The organism is Marinobacter sp. V34, from assembly GCF_055524115.1.
On sequence record NZ_JBUPZY010000003.1, the window covers coordinates 478639 to 495891 of the forward strand.

The window sequence follows — 17253 nt, forward strand, 5'->3', positions numbered from 1 at the left end:
TGCTGTTTAAAGCACCAGGAAGAATATGGAATGGTTCAGACTTCAATATCTGCCATATTCCCGTATGTCTCCAGCCAGGTGCGACGGTCAGACGCCCGTTTTTTACCAAGTAGCATGTCCATGCGGCTATCGGTATCGTCGCCGTCTTCAATGGTCAGCATCACCAGTCTGCGGGTATCCGGTGCCATCGTCGTCTCGCGCAACTGGAGCGGATTCATCTCGCCCAGGCCCTTGAAACGGGTGACGGAAATCTTGCCACGACGGTTTTCGGCCGCCAGCCGGTCAATAATGCCCTGCTTCTCGTGTTCGTCGAGGGCGTAGAAGGTTTCCTTGCCCAAATCGACACGATACAGCGGGGGCATGGCGACGAAAACGTGGCCGGCCGCCACCACCGGCCGGAAATGTTTCACGAACAGCGCGCACAACAGGGTGGCGATGTGCAGGCCGTCAGAGTCGGCGTCCGCGAGGATGCAGACCTTGTTGTAACGAAGCCCCTCCAGTTTGTCGGAGCCCGGGTCCACCCCAATAGCAACCGCAATGTCGTGGACCTCCTGGGAGGCCAGGATTTCACTGGAGTCTACTTCCCAGGTGTTGAGGATCTTGCCCCGCAGAGGCATTACTGCCTGGAATTCACGGTCACGGGCCTGCTTGGCGGAGCCTCCGGCGGAATCGCCCTCCACCAGGAACAGCTCGGAGCGATTGGTGTCACTGCCGGAACAGTCTGCCAGCTTACCCGGTAGTGCCGGGCCTGACGTGACCTTCTTGCGGGCGACCTTCTTGCTGGCCCGAAGACGACGCTGGGCATTGCTGATGAACAGCTCCGCGAGTGCTTCGGCAATGTCCGTGTGCTGATTCAGCCACAGGCTAAATGCGTCCTTGACCACGCCGGAAATGAACGCGGCGGCTTCCCGGGAGGACAATCGTTCCTTGGTCTGGCCGGAAAACTGGGGTTCCTGCATTTTGAAGGACAACACGTAGGCGCAGCGTTCCCAGATGTCTTCAGGGGACAGCTTGACGCCCCGGGGCAACAGGTTGCGGAATTCACAGAATTCTCTCATCGCCTCCAGTAGGCCGGTACGCAGGCCGTTCACGTGGGTGCCACCCTGGGCGGTCGGGATCAGGTTAACGTAGCTCTCCATAACGGCTTCGCCACCTTCCGGCAGCCACTGGAAAGCCCAATCAACCGCTTCCTTGTTGCCGGAAAAACTGCCCGTGAACGGCTCCAGCGGTACGGCTTCGATGTCGGCAAGCTCGGTGCGCAGGTAATCCCGTAAACCGCCCTCGTAGCACCATTCATCTTTATCGCCGGTGTGTTCCTGCAGGAAGGTCACATTCAGGCCGGGACAGAGCACAGCCTTGGCTCGCAGATTATGACGCAGACGGCTGACAGAAATTTTCGGGCTGTCGAAATAACTTGGATCCGGAGTGAACTTCAGTCGGGTACCGGTATTGCGCTTGCCAACGGTATCGACAATGCTCAGGTCGGTTTCCTTATAGCCGTTGGCAAAGGTCATCCGATGCAGTTGCCCGTCACGCTTGATGGAAACCTCAAGATGCGTCGACAGGGCGTTGACCACCGAAACCCCTACCCCGTGCAAACCACCAGAAAAGTTGTAATTGCCCTCGGAGAACTTGCCGCCTGCGTGAAGTCGGGTAAGAATCAGCTCGACACCGGGAACACCATGCTGTTTGTGCATGTCGACCGGCATACCACGGCCATCGTCTTCCACACTGAGCGAGCCGTCGCTGTGCAGGATAACGTCGATCCGGCGGGCATGCCCTGCCAGCGCTTCGTCAACGCTGTTATCAATGACTTCCTGGGCCAGATGGTTGGGCCGACTGGTGTCGGTGTACATGCCCGGGCGTTTGCGAACGGGGTCCAGACCACTCAGAACTTCAATGGCATCGGCGTTGTACTGTTTCTGGCTCATGGGAAGGAAGCGACTCCACGGGTTTGTTATAAAGCTGGCCCATAGCTTAGGGATTCGCAGGGAAAGATCAACGGTTGTTTTGTGCGGGTGTGGACCAGCACGACCCCGGCGCGCTTAACGCTCTCGCGAGAAACGCCCGAGGCCCTCGCCGGACACCCGCAACTGCTCCCACTCTTCGGGGCTGATGGCGATAACCGCACAGGGAGTGGTGAGCGCCTGGGTCACCATGGCGTCTGCCGCTGGCCGCCTCACCTTGACCGTCAATTCCAGAACATCCTCGACGATCTCGGACGACTGCAGTGTCAGGCCGTAGCCGCCTGTAGTTTTCCGCCCCATGCCCACTAGCACGAGGTGCTCCTCCGTGAAATCGATGTCGCGAAGCATACTCAGAGCCAGGTTTCCGGCGGGCAATTGGGCGAGCTTATCCAGTTCTCCGGCGTTGGAGACGTACACCAGTCCCGGCGCCGTGAGCCCGCAGTGATCGGACTCAGTAACCTGTCTCGCCAGGGGCGCACCATCGGCCGTTGCCGAACGATTGATCGCACAGCCCGCAATCAGGCTGACGACAAGTACAAACAGCGTTAGCAGCGTAAAACGATAGGTCAACGGGTACTCTCCACATTGCGGATCGGCTCACCACCAGCTTCAGATTTCGGACCTGATTTCAGGCGATACCCCCCAAAACCGACTCTTGGCAGGCCGAGCGTAGTAATCGTGGGCCGACGAAAGCTGGTACTCAACCTTACCCCGCCTAACGGTTCTTCTCCAATAACGATTTTTTCAGGTAACCCATTGACCGGATATTCGGCACAGGCCTCACCGTTCTCACAAATCAGTCCGTTGTTGTCCATGTCGCTGCCGGCAACCAGGAAGTATTCGCCAGCCTCAACCTGGTCGAACGCAAATTCGTACCGGCCCTGCGAGGCTGAGACGACGGCCTGTTCAAGGGTATCGCGCTCCTCGTCAGCACTGACCAGCAATACATAGTGCCGACCTGCATTCCGTTCATCCGTCGAGCTGCCCAGGCGGAGTGACACCGGAATTGTCAGCGTTGCCGCAGCAGCGCCGTCAGCTTGATAGGTAATTACCAGCTCTGCCATGTAGCGCCCATCACCTTCCAATTCCGTTGGGTCTGCTGTCACCGTCAGGGACAGTGGTAGCTCATCGCTGGGTTCACTCACCTCAAGCCATGGCGCACCTGAGTCCACGTCTGTGATGGTGACACTCTCCCCTTCAGGGTAGGTCGAAAATACCAGCTGTTCGCTGAGCACCGCAGCATTGAACTGTATAGCCGTGGGCGATGAGCTAAGGGTGGTCGGGAAGTTACCGTCCAGCGCCGCATCCATCGCTGCCAGCGCGTTGATCTGCCCCGCCCCGTATTCAAACGCAGGCCCCACATCATCCGTAAGATCACCGTTTACCAAGAAACTCTGGAATCCGGCAGGAGTAAGGGTAGGCGCTTCCGCCTTCATCAGGGCGTAGACGCCCGCCACATGGGGTGCAGCCATTGAGGTTCCCTGAAGGCCAGCGTATCCAGGCTCAAAGGTACCCGTATCGTCACGCCCCCAGGCACTGACAATGACATCGGCCGTACCGTCCTGATTGGCATCCCGGCTTGCATCGCCACCCGGAGCAACCACGTCGACGGACTGGCCAACGTTGGAATAGGAAGCACGCACACTTCCGCCGTCTACGGCCCCTACTCCGATGACGTTGGGGTAGGCAGCCGGGTATGTCGGCTCGTCCGTACCCTGGTTGCCAGCAGCGGCAACAATCAGTTTGCCGTTGCCACCATTCCAGGCGGCGTCAATCGCCTGCTTCAGCGCGCTACTTGGGCCAAGGCCGCCGAGGCTGAGATTAATCACATCTATTTCATTCCGACCGGCGGCCCAATTCAAAGCCTCGATCAGGTCTGCGGATGACCCTACACCGTCACGCCCAAGCACCCGTATCGGGTAGATAGTGGCCCCCGGCGAAACGCCGACGACACCCAGAGTGTTATCGACTGCAGCGGCAATTCCTGCCACATGAGTCCCATGAAAATTACTGCTCTGGGCCTTGCCGTCGCCTGGGTCAGCCGGGTTTGTGTCTCGTTGGCCACTATCCTCGTGATCAATATCCAGGTCGCCTGATACGTAATCCATAATCTGTCCTGGAATCAATTGCACGTTGGCGCTCAAGTCAGGGTGCCAGTCGCCAGCCGCCGTCGGTGGCGATCGGAATACGCCGGTATCCATCACCGCGATACCAATATCAGCCCCCGCATTCGGTGCGGCCTGCCAGGCCAACGGCGTTTGAATCAGCGGCAGGCTCCATTGGCGACTGTAGAGTGGATCATTGTCCGGAGACACTTGCTGGGAGGAATAGAGATAGTTCGGCTCCGCCGATGTCACACCGGGCTGTTGCTGGATCTCCCTGACCCAGTCCAGGGTTTCCTGACGCGCACTTTCTCGCTGGCCGGACGACATGGCTGCCAGGTTTCGTGGCCGATCACGGCGCAACAGCCAGGCACCTTGCCCCAGCTCCCTACGCTGTGACGTTGCCATGGAGGCAACCACTGGCTGATTCCCCGTGGCTGGCGCGAGGGTGACTATGGCTTCATCAATCATGAATGGCGGGGTTGAGTAGCTTGTGTTCATCACGCTGGCTGACGCCTCACCCGCCAGCGACAACACGTATCGAAACGGAATGCCGTTGGTGGTACTGACTTCCACCAGGTAAGAGCCGGGCTCGAAAGTGTCGTCGAGCACCTCGACCAACGGCTGCAGGTCACCCGAAGCAGACTGAGACGCCACTTCCACAACGGTTCCCGCCTGCTGCTTCAGTATCCGAAGAGAACGCTCCGGCGCCGCTGCGCCAGCGGGCAGGAGATCCTCGGGAGAACTGAATACCTGAAAAGCGACGCGATCTCCAGGCGACAGGTCTACGGCGTAGACATCAACGGCATCTTCAAAGTATTGGAAAAAATTTCCATAGGTATCGGAGCCAGAACTCAGGTAACCGCCCACCGTTGCGTCCGGTGGCAGGGTCTGGGCAGACACGGCCGTGTCATTGGCAGTGGCGAGGTCAACACGACGATCATCTGCGGTATCGGAGTCCACCCGTGTACCACTCTCGATCTCAACCACCCCACCCAAATCGGGTTGCGTTTCACCGCCACCACCGGATCCTCCGCCGCCGCAGCCCGTGAACAGCAATGTAAACGACATCAAACCAGCAGTGACAGGGACAATCCGAATCATAATGAGCTCACGAGGACGACAACTTTGAAATGCGAGAACGACGCCATACGCTTTTAGTATGGTATTCATTAAACGTCTATGGAACCGATTACGTTCCAAACCCGCAATCAGATGCAAAAAACCGCCTGCAGGTTACCCCGCAGGCGGTTTCGTGTTGGTGACTTCGAGGCTCTATAGTGCGTAGAAAAACAGGGGCACGAAAGCCGCGGTAAGCAATGTCGGCCCCATCACCACCAGCGGCAACAACAACCTCTCATAGCGATGCCAGAACGAACCCGTGCGTTCTGCCGCCAGCACCTCGGTCTCACCCACCACCTGTCGTGTCAGCAGGTGATTCAGTGCCACCGGCGGGCTCAGGTAACCCAACTCAAACGCCACCAGGCACACGATCCAGAAGTGCAGCGGGTCGATGCCCAACTGGATGGCCGGCTGAGCAATCGTGGCTGACACCAGGATAACCGCGCCAAAGGGATCCATCACCATACCGATAACCGTAAGCATCACCACGATCACCAACATGGCGATCCAGGGGCTGGTCAGGTTTTCCGGGAACAATGCGTGCACCACATCGGAACGCTCCAGAATGCCACCCAGGCAGATGGAAAACCCGATCAGCGCCAGCAGTGCACCAATGTGTACAGCCGAGTCACTGGCGGCCGCCGTTGTACGCATACAAAAAGCGCGCACCCGGGATCGGCCCTGTTCGCTGGGATCTTTGCCGGAGTCGAGATAGACCAACGCCAGCATCACCAGTGGCAGGATCATCGGCGCGCTGTATTCGTTGAATCCCAAGCCGAGAATGACCCAGATGGCCAGGATGACCGCAGTAGTGACTGCGGCATAAGGCGCGAGGGGGCGAAGCTGCCCCAGCGATTTCCTGAACGCACCCGGTGTCGGGCGGGGCTTCCAGTTGCCCTGGGTTTTGCAGACAACCACAGAGAACAGGGTGGCCGACATAATAAACACCCAGAACCCCCAACCGTACATCTCGGAGGTGGTCACTTCCTTGTTCAGTGCCGCCACGACCACAATAAGCAAGCAGGGATTCAGAACTACACCCAAGCTGCCAGACATGGCTGTCGTGGCCAACGATAGCTGTCGCCCCGCCCCGCTCTTACGCATCTCGTCGTAGACAACGCCACCCACGGCCAGAATGAAAATACCCGAGGCGCCGGTGAATGCCGTGGGGAAAGCGGTTGCGAATATCATCACCGAAGCCAACATGGGCGCAGGCAGGTGATAGGGTTTGATGACGTTCAACAGCAGGTCCGGAATGCGGGTCTGCTTCAACGCCATGCCCACAAGCACGTAGAGCCCGATATTGATAAACATCGACGACAGATTCGTCATCATGCCGAAATAGATGGCCAGGCCCGAGGAGTATCCATCCACGAAGAAAAAATAGCTCATGGCGATCAGGCCCATCGCGCAATACAACGGCAATACCAGGCCGGAGGAAGCGGCCAGTGAGCCAGGCCTCATCTTCGCTGGCACAGCCAGGAATCGCACCAGATTGATCATCATGAACAGCCCGAACACAGCCGCCCAGGCGTATTGCAGCAACGAGGTATCTTCCGAGCCCGGCGAAGTGGACAGTCTGCCCACGTAGGAGAACAGGGAATACACCATCAGGCCGTTGACCACCAGTTGCATTCCCTGGCTCAGCCGCCACTCCGATCGGTTGCGGGGCAATCGCAGGGCAATGTGATCGGCATCAAAAGCTGAAATCGCCGCGGCCATGGCAAACATGGCGATAAACAGGAACTTGGTGAGCTCGATATTGTCCAGCAGGAAATCCGCAAAGCCCTGCTCAACCGCCTTGTAAACAGCCAGTGCCTGGGTGGCGTGGTTCTGGTTTTCTTCATAAAGGCGATGTTTCTGCTGACACAGTGCCAGATTTTTTTCCAGGGATTTGCGGATTGCATCCGAGTCCGGCGGCGAGCTGAAAAGGTCGTCCGGATCTGGCTCGTAGGCCTCGACACGCTTCCTGACCTCGGCGTCCACATCCATGGACAGCGTGCAGGTCGGCTCCGTGGCATCAGGGTCCAGCAGGTAGTAGTTCGGCCAGGTCTGCTCTCCCACCCACAGCATGCGCGAGTGGAGTGAGTTGCCCATACCCAGAAGAAGCGTAAAGATAAGGAGCAGCAGGAGAATAACCCCGTGCAGTCGGTGCACGGGGTACAGCGTTTTCGGGCCTGCCGCTGATAATGCTCGCCAGTTCATGGAGGATCTGCCTTTATTATTCGCGGTCAGGCGCTGTGCACTCGGAGGCACCGGGATTGCTCGAGCAACGGATTTTGCTGAGCAGGCTCATCATCTTCGGGTGATAGACCTTATTGGCGCCGTCGGTTCCATCCCGAAGCTGCAGGCGATTTTCCCGGAACATCTCCTGGTAACCCTCAATGTCGCCGTCGGGAATACGAATCCATTTCTCTTCCGGTATGGCGGACTCCTGCCGCTTGATCAGGTCCATGGCCTGGCCATACATACCCCAGGCGACCTCACGGGACTGCTGGGCCGTGTCGTCGTCGAGCACGTCGTCTCGGGCAATAACCTGGATGGTCAGTTGTGCGAGGGGATAATCGACGATGCCGCCGTCCTCACCTAAACCCTTGTAGAGTTCGAGTGCCTCGTAGGCAAACGCCGGTGCGTATGCGGTATCCACCGAGCCATTGTTGAACTTGCCAGCAAAGTTGGTGATGTCGGAGGGTACAACGGTCGCTTTCACATGGTTGACCATATGGATGGCATCCTTCTGGTAGTCCAGCGTGGCCATGCGCTTGCCCGCCAACTCGCCGGCGGTATCAATGCTGCGGTCGTTGACGAACAGATACCCTGCGCCCGCCGGCACAATACCCAGAACCTCATAATCCCCTTGCTTCATCAGTGGCGCTGCCTTGGCTTGCGCAAGGGTGGCAAGGGTTGTTTTCAGGTCGTCATAGGTCGGGAGCGCTCCAACAGCGCTTATACTGCCGGTAAAGCGGTTGAACGGGCGCGTTCGGAGATCCGTAGCAGCGACGGCGTCACATTGTCCGGAATTGAAGTCGCCTACAGCGACCCCTTCATCGGTATAGGGGCGCAATTCAAAATCAACCCCATGGGCTTTCATTTCCAGAGCGTAGTCTTTCACCATGTTGTACATGTCACCGTTGGCGCCGATCACATCGAACACGCACATGGTCACGGACTGAGCGGCTGCCATAGGGGCAACAGCGGCAAACGACAGGGCAGCAAGGGATTTGCGGATCATGAATGACCTCCGGGTCTTTCTTGTGTTTGTAGGTTGTTACAATGAGTCAGAGGCCTGCTTATAGCAGGCCGTCCAGATCCATGGTCTCAGGCTCTTCCATACGTTCGGGGCTCAGCCTGCCAAAGTAGGTGCGAGGCGTGCGGTAGCCATAATTGGCGGTCCAGTGCTTGTCTGAGGAAAACTGGATAACATCTTGGGCAATTTCGTCCACCAGACGATATTCGTCCCAGACCTGGATCGTGCCATCCGCCTCGGCAAATCGTGCAATGACATCTTTGAGCACTTCGGGGCGACCAAAGGTCTCGGCAGCCACCGCCTCAAGGGCCATGGACGCACGAATACCTGCCTCAACGCCCAGGCGGGAACTGTCTTCAAGCACTACCCAGGGGTCCGCCGACAAGCTTGGACGAGTGTCCGGCAACAGCAGCCAGACCATGGCACGGATGGCATTCGGCAAACCGCCCCATTTCTCGTTATCCAGGCATTCGGCGGCACGTTCCGCCCGTGGAGCAATATTGCGGGGAACCCCTGCCATGGCGCCTGAGTTGGCGTCGTTCACAATGGCCTGCATGCCAGTCAGTAAGCCCAGCAGGAAGGTGAGCTCCTCCTGATCGTCGAACAAAAACGGACATTCGAATTCCTTGGCGGCAGGATCGAAGTCATAAGCCGCCATGGCTCGCTGATAGGCGACATAACGCCGCTTGGCAGTTCGGGCATTCAGTCGCTTTGCCTTCTCCCGCGCGTCTTTTGCGGCGGGTACGTCACTGGCGAAAACAGCGCGCAGGTATTCGAGTTCCGCCTCCCACGCCTTGTATTCAGAGCAATTCGCGGCCAGCAACATCAACAGGGAACCGGTGCTTTCAGGTGCGTCCGTTACACGTGAGAAGGAGTACAGCAGTGGGTCAACGCCTTCGCCCAACGCACAGGCCATCTGGGGATCGGACATCTGCATGACATAGGGGGTTGCTTCTCCCTCAGAGTAATTGGAGAGCACCACACCCGTTGTGGTGTAGATGGGGTTAGCCGAGCAACCGGCCAGAAACGTCACCACGAGAAGAAGCAGGTAACGGCTGCGAACGTTGAGGGCATGCCCAAAGGAATTCACCAGTGAGGAGTTCATAGTTCGTCCTGTTTACATTGTTTTTATAGGTCGGGGGTGATCGCAATCACTTTCCCGTTCATCTTTGACGAGGGCAAGAATGCGTTGAATCTTGTCAGACAAAAATGGCTGGATTGCCGATTTGGTCATGCCGATCAGGCCAATGGCCCACATGGACGGGAGAAAACGACTTTTTAATCGTTTAAAAACAAGCAGTTTTGTAAATAATTAAAATTGAGACATCCGTACCACCACCGGTATTTAAAGCCAGGCTATCCGGTTCAGGGCGTCATTAAACCCATCATTGCAACCACCTGCGCCGTCAAATCATCCAGGGTCAGGCCGCCGTCGGGCCGGTACCAGGTCACTGTCCAACTCAGGGCGCCGGTGAGCATGCGGCGCACCACAAAGGGGTCCGCCGTCAGCACGCCGTCCCGACACAAGGTTTCCAGCACATCCAACCATAACTGCTCATAGATATCCCGGAGCTCAAGCACGTCTGCCTGGGACTCGTCGGAAAGGCTACGCCACTCGAAAACCAGCACAGCCATGGCCTCACCCGTCTGCCCGTTGATGGACTCCAGCTCCGCCCGAATCAGCGCCTGCAACTTGTCACGATGGGTGTCAGCCGCATCCACCGCAGCCCGCATCAGGGCCGTGTTGAGACGAATGGTCTCGACCATTACGGCCTTGAGGATTTCTTCCTTGGTGCGGAAGTGGTGGAACAGGCTACCGGACTGAATGCCAACGGCGGCGGCAAGATCTCTGACGGTAGTCCGCTCATAACCCTTGTCGCGAAACAACTTTGCGGCCTCGTGGAGAAGCCGGCCACGGGCTCCGGTGGGGTCGGAAACCAGGTTGTCGGCAATCAGTGAGCGCAGGATAGAGTCTTGATTCACAGTGTTTTCCAGCCAGGGAACAGAAGAGCACCCATTCTATCCCGAATTTGCCTGTTTACAAACCAAGCGCTTGCTTGGTATCTTCGGTTGCATGATGGACAATCTCCGCTAGCAGCGGTCCACCAAGGGTCTTTGGAAGCGCTTTGCGGCCCCGTTAACTAAGGTGAAGACATGCCAGACTCCAACATCTCCAGACCAAAAACCGTCCGCATTGGCTGCTCCGCCGCCTTCTGGGGCGACACAGAAACGGCCGCCGCCCAGTTGGTCCGCAAGGGCGATATTGATTATCTGGTGGCGGACTACCTGGCAGAAATCACCATGTCCATCATGGCGGGGCAGAAGATGAAGGACCCAAGCCAGGGTTACGCCCGCGACTTCGTGCAAACGGTGGTGGGGCCCTTGCTTGGTGACATTAAACAGAACGGCATCCGGGTGTTGGCAAACGCCGGCGGGGTCAATCCCGTCGCCTGCCGCGATGCTCTGCAGGCGCTGTGCGAAAAAGCGGGCGTTGATATGAAGGTCGCCCTGGTGCTGGGTGATGACCTTTTACCGAAAAAGAAGCAACTGGCCGATGCCGGCATATCCGAGATGACCACCAGACAGTCAATGCCACCGATGCTGGTCAGCCTGAACGCCTATCTGGGCGCTCCGGGATTGGTCGCAGCACTGGAACAGGGTGCGGACATTGTCATAACCGGCCGGGTCGCCGACAGCGCCCTGGTGCTGGCGCCTCTGGTGCATGAATTCGGCTGGAGCTGGAGCGATTACGACCGGCTTGCCCAGGGCAGCCTGGCCGGGCACCTGTTGGAATGCGGGGCACAGTCCACCGGCGGCAACTTTACGGACTGGGAAGACGTAGCCGAGGGTTATGTCGATATGGGCTTTCCGATTGCAGAAGTCTCTGCCACCGGGGATTTCATCATGACCAAGCCGCAAGGTACCGGGGGCAAAGTGTCCCGGGGCACGGTGGCGGAACAGTTGGTCTATGAAATCGGTGACCCGAGGGCTTACCTGCTGCCGGATGTGACCTGTGATTTTACCGGGGTCTCCCTTGAGGAAGTAGCAACGGACGAGGTTCGGGTTTCTGGCGCCATAGGGCTTCCCCCCACGGACACCTACAAGGTGTCCGGCACCTGGCCGGACGGTTTCAAGTGCACGGTAACCTTCCTGTTGGCGGGCATGGATGCGAAGGCCAAGGCCCAGACAGTCGCCGAGGCGATCCTGGCCAAAACCTCCCGGATGTTCAGTGAGCGGGGGTTGCCGGACTACACGGAAACCAGCATCGAACTACTGGGCACAGAGGCCACTTACGGTCCCCGAGGACGCATGGGAGACTGTCGGGAGGTGGTGGTGAAGATCAGCACGGCCCATCTCAAGAAGGAAGCGTTGGTGCTGTTTTCCCGGGAAATCGCCCAGGCGGCCACGGGGATGGCGCCTGGGATTACAGGTATTGTGGGTGGGCGGCCAACAGTGTGGCCGAAGATTCGTTTGTATTCGTGCCTGGTTCATAAATCCGAGGTATCGGTTGCTGTGGATCTTAATGGCAACCAGCAGATGGTGGATGTCGCCACTGACGGCGGTTTCGAGCCAGGCCAGCTTATTGAGCAGCCTGTCAGTTCAGCATCGCCTGCCACGGATACCACGGTGCCGTTGATCCAGCTGGCCTGGGCACGCAGCGGTGACAAGGGGGATCACACCAATATCGGGGTGATTGCCCGCAAGTCGGAGTTTGTACCGTTTATTGAGGCTGCGCTAACTGAGTTGGCGGTGGCGGAATGGATGGCCCATACGCTGCATCCGGAGCATGGTCGGGTGACCCGTTGGGCGCTGCCGGGATTTCAGGCCTTTAATTTCCTGTTGGAGCACAGTCTTGGTGGCGGGGGCGTTGCCAGCTTGCGGATTGATCCGCAGGGGAAGGCGTTTGCCCAGCAATTGCTGGAGTTTCCTGTGCCGGTTCGTGCTGAACTGCTTGATTGATTTTACATTGGTGCATGCACTCTGGTGGGCAGAGCGCCCGAACATTTGAAAAGGTCCTCTTGTTATGAGCTATCAGTCTGTTTTTCACCCGAACCTCTTTCGGGGTCAGGTTTTTATCGTTACCGGGGGTGGTTCCGGAATCGGGCGTTGTACCGCTCATGAACTCGCCGCGCTTGGGGCCCGGGTTGCGCTCGTTGGGCGAAAGGCTGAGAAGGTTGAGGCGGTGAAGGCAGAGATTACCGAGGACGGTGGTATCGCTTCCACTCACGTGTGCGACATCCGTGAGGAAGAGTCAGTGAAGGCGACCGTCAAGGCCATCATTGAAGAACATGGCGGGTTGAACGGGGTAGTGAATAACGCCGGGGGTCAGTTTCCGTCGCCGTTGGCGAACATCAACCAGAAAGGTTGGGAAACGGTGGTTCGCACCAATCTCACCGGCGGCTTTCTGATTGCCCGTGAAGCCTACAATCAAACCTTGTCGAAAACCGGTGGCGCCATCGTGAACATTGTCGCGGACATGTGGGGCGGAATGCCCGGCATGGGGCATTCCGGCGCTGCACGAGCGGGGATGGTGAATTTTACCCAGACCGCTGCGGTTGAGTGGGGTTGCTCCGGGGTTCGGGTGAACGCTGTGGCACCGGGCTGGATTGCCTCCAGTGGGATGGATAACTATCCCGAACATATGAAGCAGTGGATTCGTAGCCTCGGGGATAACGTGCCTCTTAAGCGAATGGGGACGGAGTCCGAGGTCAGTGCAGCGATTTGTTTCCTGTTGAGCCCGGCGTCGGCGTTTATCAGTGGGGATTGCCTGCGGATTGACGGGGCGGCGTCTCAGGGTGGCCGGGTTTGGCCGTTCCAGAAGGCGAAGAACAACGAGCCTTTTAACGGTTTCCACCGGGCCGTCACGCCAAAAGTGTTGAGCGACGACTGAGGAGAATTCGATGCAGGTATTGGAGTCCACCGTTAATCCCCAGTCGGATGACTTTCGCGCGAACGCGGAGGTGATGGAAGCACACATTGCCACCTTCCGGGATGTGGAGCAGAAGGTGCTGGATCTTGCGGAGTCGGCGCGGGAGAAGTTCACCAAACGCGGGAAGCTGTTACCCCGTGACCGCATCAATCGCCTGCTGGATCGTGGCACGCCGTTCCTGGAGCTGTGTTCACTCGCCGGCTACAAGATGCACGACGACAAGGACGGCAGCCTGTCCGGTGGCGGTATCATTGCCGGCATTGGCACGGTGAGCGGCATCCGCTGTCTGGTGGTGGCCAGCAACAGCGCCATCAAGGGCGGCACCATCACGCCGGCGGGGCTTGATAAAACGTTGCGGCTGCAGCAGATCGCCATGGAGAACAAGCTGCCGGTCGTCTCGCTGTCGGAAAGTGGCGGCGCCAACCTGAACTACGCCACGGACATTTTCGTGTTGGGCGCGCGCGGTTTCGCCAACCAGGCACGCATGTCCGCCGCTGGCATTCCGCAGGTAACGGTGGTTCATGGCAATGCGACCGCCGGCGGCGCCTATCAGCCGGGGCTGTCGGATTACGTGATTGTGGTGCGGGAACAGGCCAAAATGTTCCTGGCCGGCCCTCCCCTGCTGAAAGCCGCCACCGGCGAAGTAGCTACCGACGAGGAACTCGGCGGTGCGCAGATGCACGCAGAAATGGCCGGCACGGCGGAATACCTGGCCGAAGACGACGCCGACGGCATTCGTCACGCCCGCAATGTGCTCGACGCCCTGCCTTGGAACGAACAGTTGCCCCCATCGCAGCAGCCGGAGTGGAAAGAGCCGCTTTATCCTGCTGAAGAATTGCTGGGCGTGATTCCCAGCGATGCCAAGAAACCCTATGACGTGCGCGAAATCCTGGCCCGCATTGCCGACGGTTCAACGTTCATGGATTTCAAGAACGGCTACGACGACCAGACGGTGTGCGGCACCATCCGCATTGAGGGACATTCGGTGGGCATCATAGGCAACAACGGCCCGATCACGCCTGCCGGCGCTACCAAAGCGGCGCAGTTTATCCAGCTCTGCGATCAGGCCGGCACGCCGTTGCTGTTCCTGCATAACACCACGGGTTTCATGGTGGGCACCCATTCGGAACAGAATGGCATCATTAAACACGGGTCAAAGATGATACAGGCGGTGGCGAACTGTCGGGTGCCGAAGGTCGCCATTGTGATCGGCGGTTCCTATGGTGCAGGTAACTACGCCATGTGTGGCCGCGGCCTGGACCCCCACTTCATTTTCGCGTGGCCGAACAGCCGCACGGCGGTCATGGGCCCGGCGCAGGCGGGCAAGGTGATGCGCATTGTGGCCGAGGACAAACAGCGCCGGGGCGGTATGGAGCCGGACCCAAAAACGCTGGATTTCCTGGAGCAGGCCACGGCCAAGAAACTGGAAGACGGCTCTACGGCTCTGTTCGGTACGGCTCGATTGTGGGACGACGGGCTGATAGATCCTCGGGATACCCGGCGTGTTCTGGCGTTGGTGCTTTCGGTCTGCCGCGAGGCCGAGGCCAGGCATCTGCGGCCTAATTCGTTTGGTGTGGCCCGCCTGTAGGCACGGACTAACAATCAATCAGGAGAACAAAAACGTGAAATTCACAGCTGAACACGAAGCCCTCAGAAAAACCGTCCGCGATTTCGTGGAGAAGGAAATCAATCCTCACTGCGATGAATGGGAAGAAGCCGGTGAATTTCCCATTCACGACATCTTCAAGAAACTCGGCAACCTGGGGGTGCTTGGCATCCAGAAACCAGAAGAGTACGGCGGCATGGGGCTGGACTACAGCTACAACCTGGTGGCGGCAGAAGAACTGGGCACCGCCCACTGTGGTGGCGTGCCGCTGGCAATAGGTGTGCAGACTGATATGTGCACCCCTGCCATTTCACGCTTTGGCTCTGACGAACTGAAACGCTCATTTCTGGCCCCGGCCATTGCCGGCGATATGGTGGGCTGTATCGGTGTCAGCGAAGTCGCCGCCGGTTCCGATGTGGCGGGAATGAAGACTACCGCAAAACAGGACGGCGATGACTACGTCATCAACGGCTCCAAGATGTGGATCACCAACAGCCCCAAGGCCGACTTTATCTGCCTGCTGGCCAACACCTCCGACGATAAGCCCCACAAGAACAAGTCACTGATCGTGGTGCCGATGAACACGCCCGGCATCTCCTTTAGCCCACACCTGAACAAGCTCGGCATGCGCTCTTCCGAGACCGCTCAGATTTTCTTTGACGATGTGCGAGTACCGCAGCGTTATCGCATCGGTGCGGAAGGCACCGGGTTCATGATGCAGATGTTGCAGTTTCAGGAGGAACGGATGTGGGGCGCGGCCAACGTGATCAAGGCGCTGGAACTCTGCATCAACAAAACCATTGAGTACTGCCGCGAGCGCAAGACCTTCGGGCAGCCGTTGATCAACAACCAGGTGATTCATTTCCGTCTGGCGGAGCTGCAAACCGAGGTAGAGGCTCTGCGTGCCCTGACCTATCAGGCCTGTGAGCTGCATGTTGAAGGCAAGGATGTGACCAAGCTGGCGTCGATGGCCAAGCTGAAGGCGGGCCGGCTTGGGCGTGAGGTGACGGACAGTTGCCTGCAGTACTGGGGTGGCAATGGTTACATGTGGGAGAACCCGCTTTCCCGCGCGTTCCGGGATGTGCGGCTGGTGTCGATTGGCGGCGGTGCCGATGAAATCATGTTAGGAATTATCTGCAAGATGATGGGGACTCTCCCGGGCAAGCAACGCGACTAAGTTCTGAGTTTTCTATTTGGGAGAAAGGGCTGATGTATGGGTAGATTCGCTTTTCGGGACACGCTGTGAATACGTCCCTGTACACTCGACAAAAACATCCATGTTTTTGACGGTCCCGAAAAGCGAATCTACCCACACACCAGCCCCCCCGACAACGGTAGTGGAGTCGAATATGGACCAGTTTCCGCATTGCGAGACGCTTCTTCTTGAAAAACAGGGGCCGGCCCTGCACGTCACCATCAACCGGCCGGACGTTCGGAACGCCATGAGCCTGCAGATGGTGGCGGAACTGTCGACGGTGTTCAGTCAGGTTGAGAACGACGCCAGCATTCGTGCCGTGGTGATTCGAGGAGCCGGTGGCCACTTCTGCGCCGGTGGGGATATCAAGGACATAGCCGGTGCCCGGGGGCAAAAGCCTTCCGAGAGTGAGGAAGATCCTTTCTACCGGTTGAACCGTGCATTCGGGCAGATGATTCAGCAGGTGAATGAGTCGTCGAAGGTGGTGATTGCGGTTATCGAAGGCGCGGTAATGGGCGGTGGTTTTGGGCTGGCCTGTGTGTCGGATGTGGCGATTTCAGGACCGTCGGCAAAGTTCGGGATGCCGGAGACCACGCTGGGGGTAATTCCCGCGCAGATCGCGCCGTTTGTGGTGGAGCGTATCGGGCTGACGCAGGCACGGCGTCTGGCGTTGCTGGGGCTGCGAGTGGATGCGAGCGAGGCCTGTCGGCTGGGGATCGTTCATCAGGTGGCCGAATCGGAAGTTGAGGTTGATGAGTTGCTGGGCGATGCGGTCGAGCGGGTTCGGCAGTGTGCGCCTAGTGCGACGGCCCAGACCAAGGCGTTGTTGCACCGCGTTGGTCACGAGTCGATGAGCGGGCTTCTGGACAGTGCGGCTGACAAGTTTGCCGAGGCGATTCGCAGTGACGAGGGTTCCGAGGGGACTCTTGCGTTTATGCAGAAGCGGCCGGCTTCTTGGGCTGCTTCTGAGTGACGTTTTTCAAGCTTTGGTGGAGGGGTGGGGTTGATCCGGCTTTCCGGGACACGCGGTGAATACGTCCCTGTACGCTCGACAAAAACATCCATGTTTTTGACGGTCCCGGAA

Annotated in this window: 12 protein-coding genes; 5 read left to right on the forward strand and 7 right to left on the reverse strand. The window is 58.3% G+C overall.

Annotated features, from left to right (window positions below; all coding sequences use genetic code 11):
- Positions 1–35 precede the first annotated feature (35 nt).
- The 7 genes from parE to AC0B60_RS07710 form a co-directional block, all read right to left on the reverse strand.
- On the reverse strand, positions 36–1931 hold the full coding sequence (gene parE / locus AC0B60_RS07680; protein WP_465085156.1) for a DNA topoisomerase IV subunit B: 1896 nt from the start codon (positions 1929–1931) through the stop codon (positions 36–38).
- Between the two features lie 114 nt (positions 1932–2045).
- Positions 2046–2537, reverse strand: coding sequence for a protease complex subunit PrcB family protein (locus tag AC0B60_RS07685; protein WP_465085157.1), 492 nt, complete (start codon positions 2535–2537; stop codon positions 2046–2048).
- Positions 2534–5173: a S8 family peptidase gene (locus AC0B60_RS07690; RefSeq protein ID WP_465085158.1), complete on the reverse strand. Its 2640-nt coding sequence runs from the start codon at positions 5171–5173 to the stop codon at positions 2534–2536. Before AC0B60_RS07690 ends, AC0B60_RS07685 begins: the two co-directional genes overlap by 4 nt.
- A gap of 171 nt (positions 5174–5344) precedes the next feature.
- On the reverse strand, positions 5345–7396 hold the full coding sequence (locus AC0B60_RS07695) for a TRAP transporter large permease subunit (protein WP_465085159.1): 2052 nt from the start codon (positions 7394–7396) through the stop codon (positions 5345–5347).
- Between the two features lie 16 nt (positions 7397–7412).
- Positions 7413–8423, reverse strand: coding sequence for a putative solute-binding protein (locus AC0B60_RS07700; protein ID WP_465085160.1), 1011 nt, complete (start codon positions 8421–8423; stop codon positions 7413–7415).
- Positions 8424–8481: 58 nt separating this feature from the next.
- Positions 8482–9543: a hypothetical protein gene (locus AC0B60_RS07705; RefSeq protein WP_465085161.1), complete on the reverse strand. Its 1062-nt coding sequence runs from the start codon at positions 9541–9543 to the stop codon at positions 8482–8484.
- A 260-nt stretch (positions 9544–9803) separates the two neighbouring features.
- Positions 9804–10421, reverse strand: a complete 618-nt coding sequence (locus AC0B60_RS07710) for a TetR/AcrR family transcriptional regulator (RefSeq protein WP_465085162.1) — start codon at positions 10419–10421, stop codon at positions 9804–9806.
- A 171-nt stretch (positions 10422–10592) separates the two neighbouring features.
- Between AC0B60_RS07710 and AC0B60_RS07715 the strand changes: the two genes are divergently transcribed.
- The 5 genes from AC0B60_RS07715 (at position 10593) to AC0B60_RS07735 (ending at position 17142) form a co-directional block, all read left to right on the forward strand.
- Positions 10593–12398 (forward strand): acyclic terpene utilization AtuA family protein, encoded by a 1806-nt coding sequence (locus AC0B60_RS07715; RefSeq protein ID WP_465085163.1) that lies wholly within the window; start codon positions 10593–10595, stop codon positions 12396–12398.
- Between the two features lie 64 nt (positions 12399–12462).
- The gene (locus AC0B60_RS07720) at positions 12463–13329 is read left to right on the forward strand and encodes an SDR family oxidoreductase (RefSeq protein ID WP_465085164.1); all 867 of its coding nucleotides are present in this window, start codon (positions 12463–12465) and stop codon (positions 13327–13329) included.
- 10 nt (positions 13330–13339) lie between these two features.
- Positions 13340–14956 (forward strand): acyl-CoA carboxylase subunit beta, encoded by a 1617-nt coding sequence (locus tag AC0B60_RS07725; RefSeq protein ID WP_465085165.1) that lies wholly within the window; start codon positions 13340–13342, stop codon positions 14954–14956.
- Positions 14957–14990: 34 nt separating this feature from the next.
- Complete coding sequence (locus AC0B60_RS07730) at positions 14991–16151, forward strand: acyl-CoA dehydrogenase family protein (RefSeq protein ID WP_465085166.1); 1161 nt, start codon at positions 14991–14993, stop codon at positions 16149–16151.
- Between the two features lie 172 nt (positions 16152–16323).
- The gene (locus AC0B60_RS07735) at positions 16324–17142 is read left to right on the forward strand and encodes an enoyl-CoA hydratase/isomerase family protein (RefSeq protein ID WP_465085167.1); all 819 of its coding nucleotides are present in this window, start codon (positions 16324–16326) and stop codon (positions 17140–17142) included.
- Positions 17143–17253 lie beyond the last annotated feature (111 nt).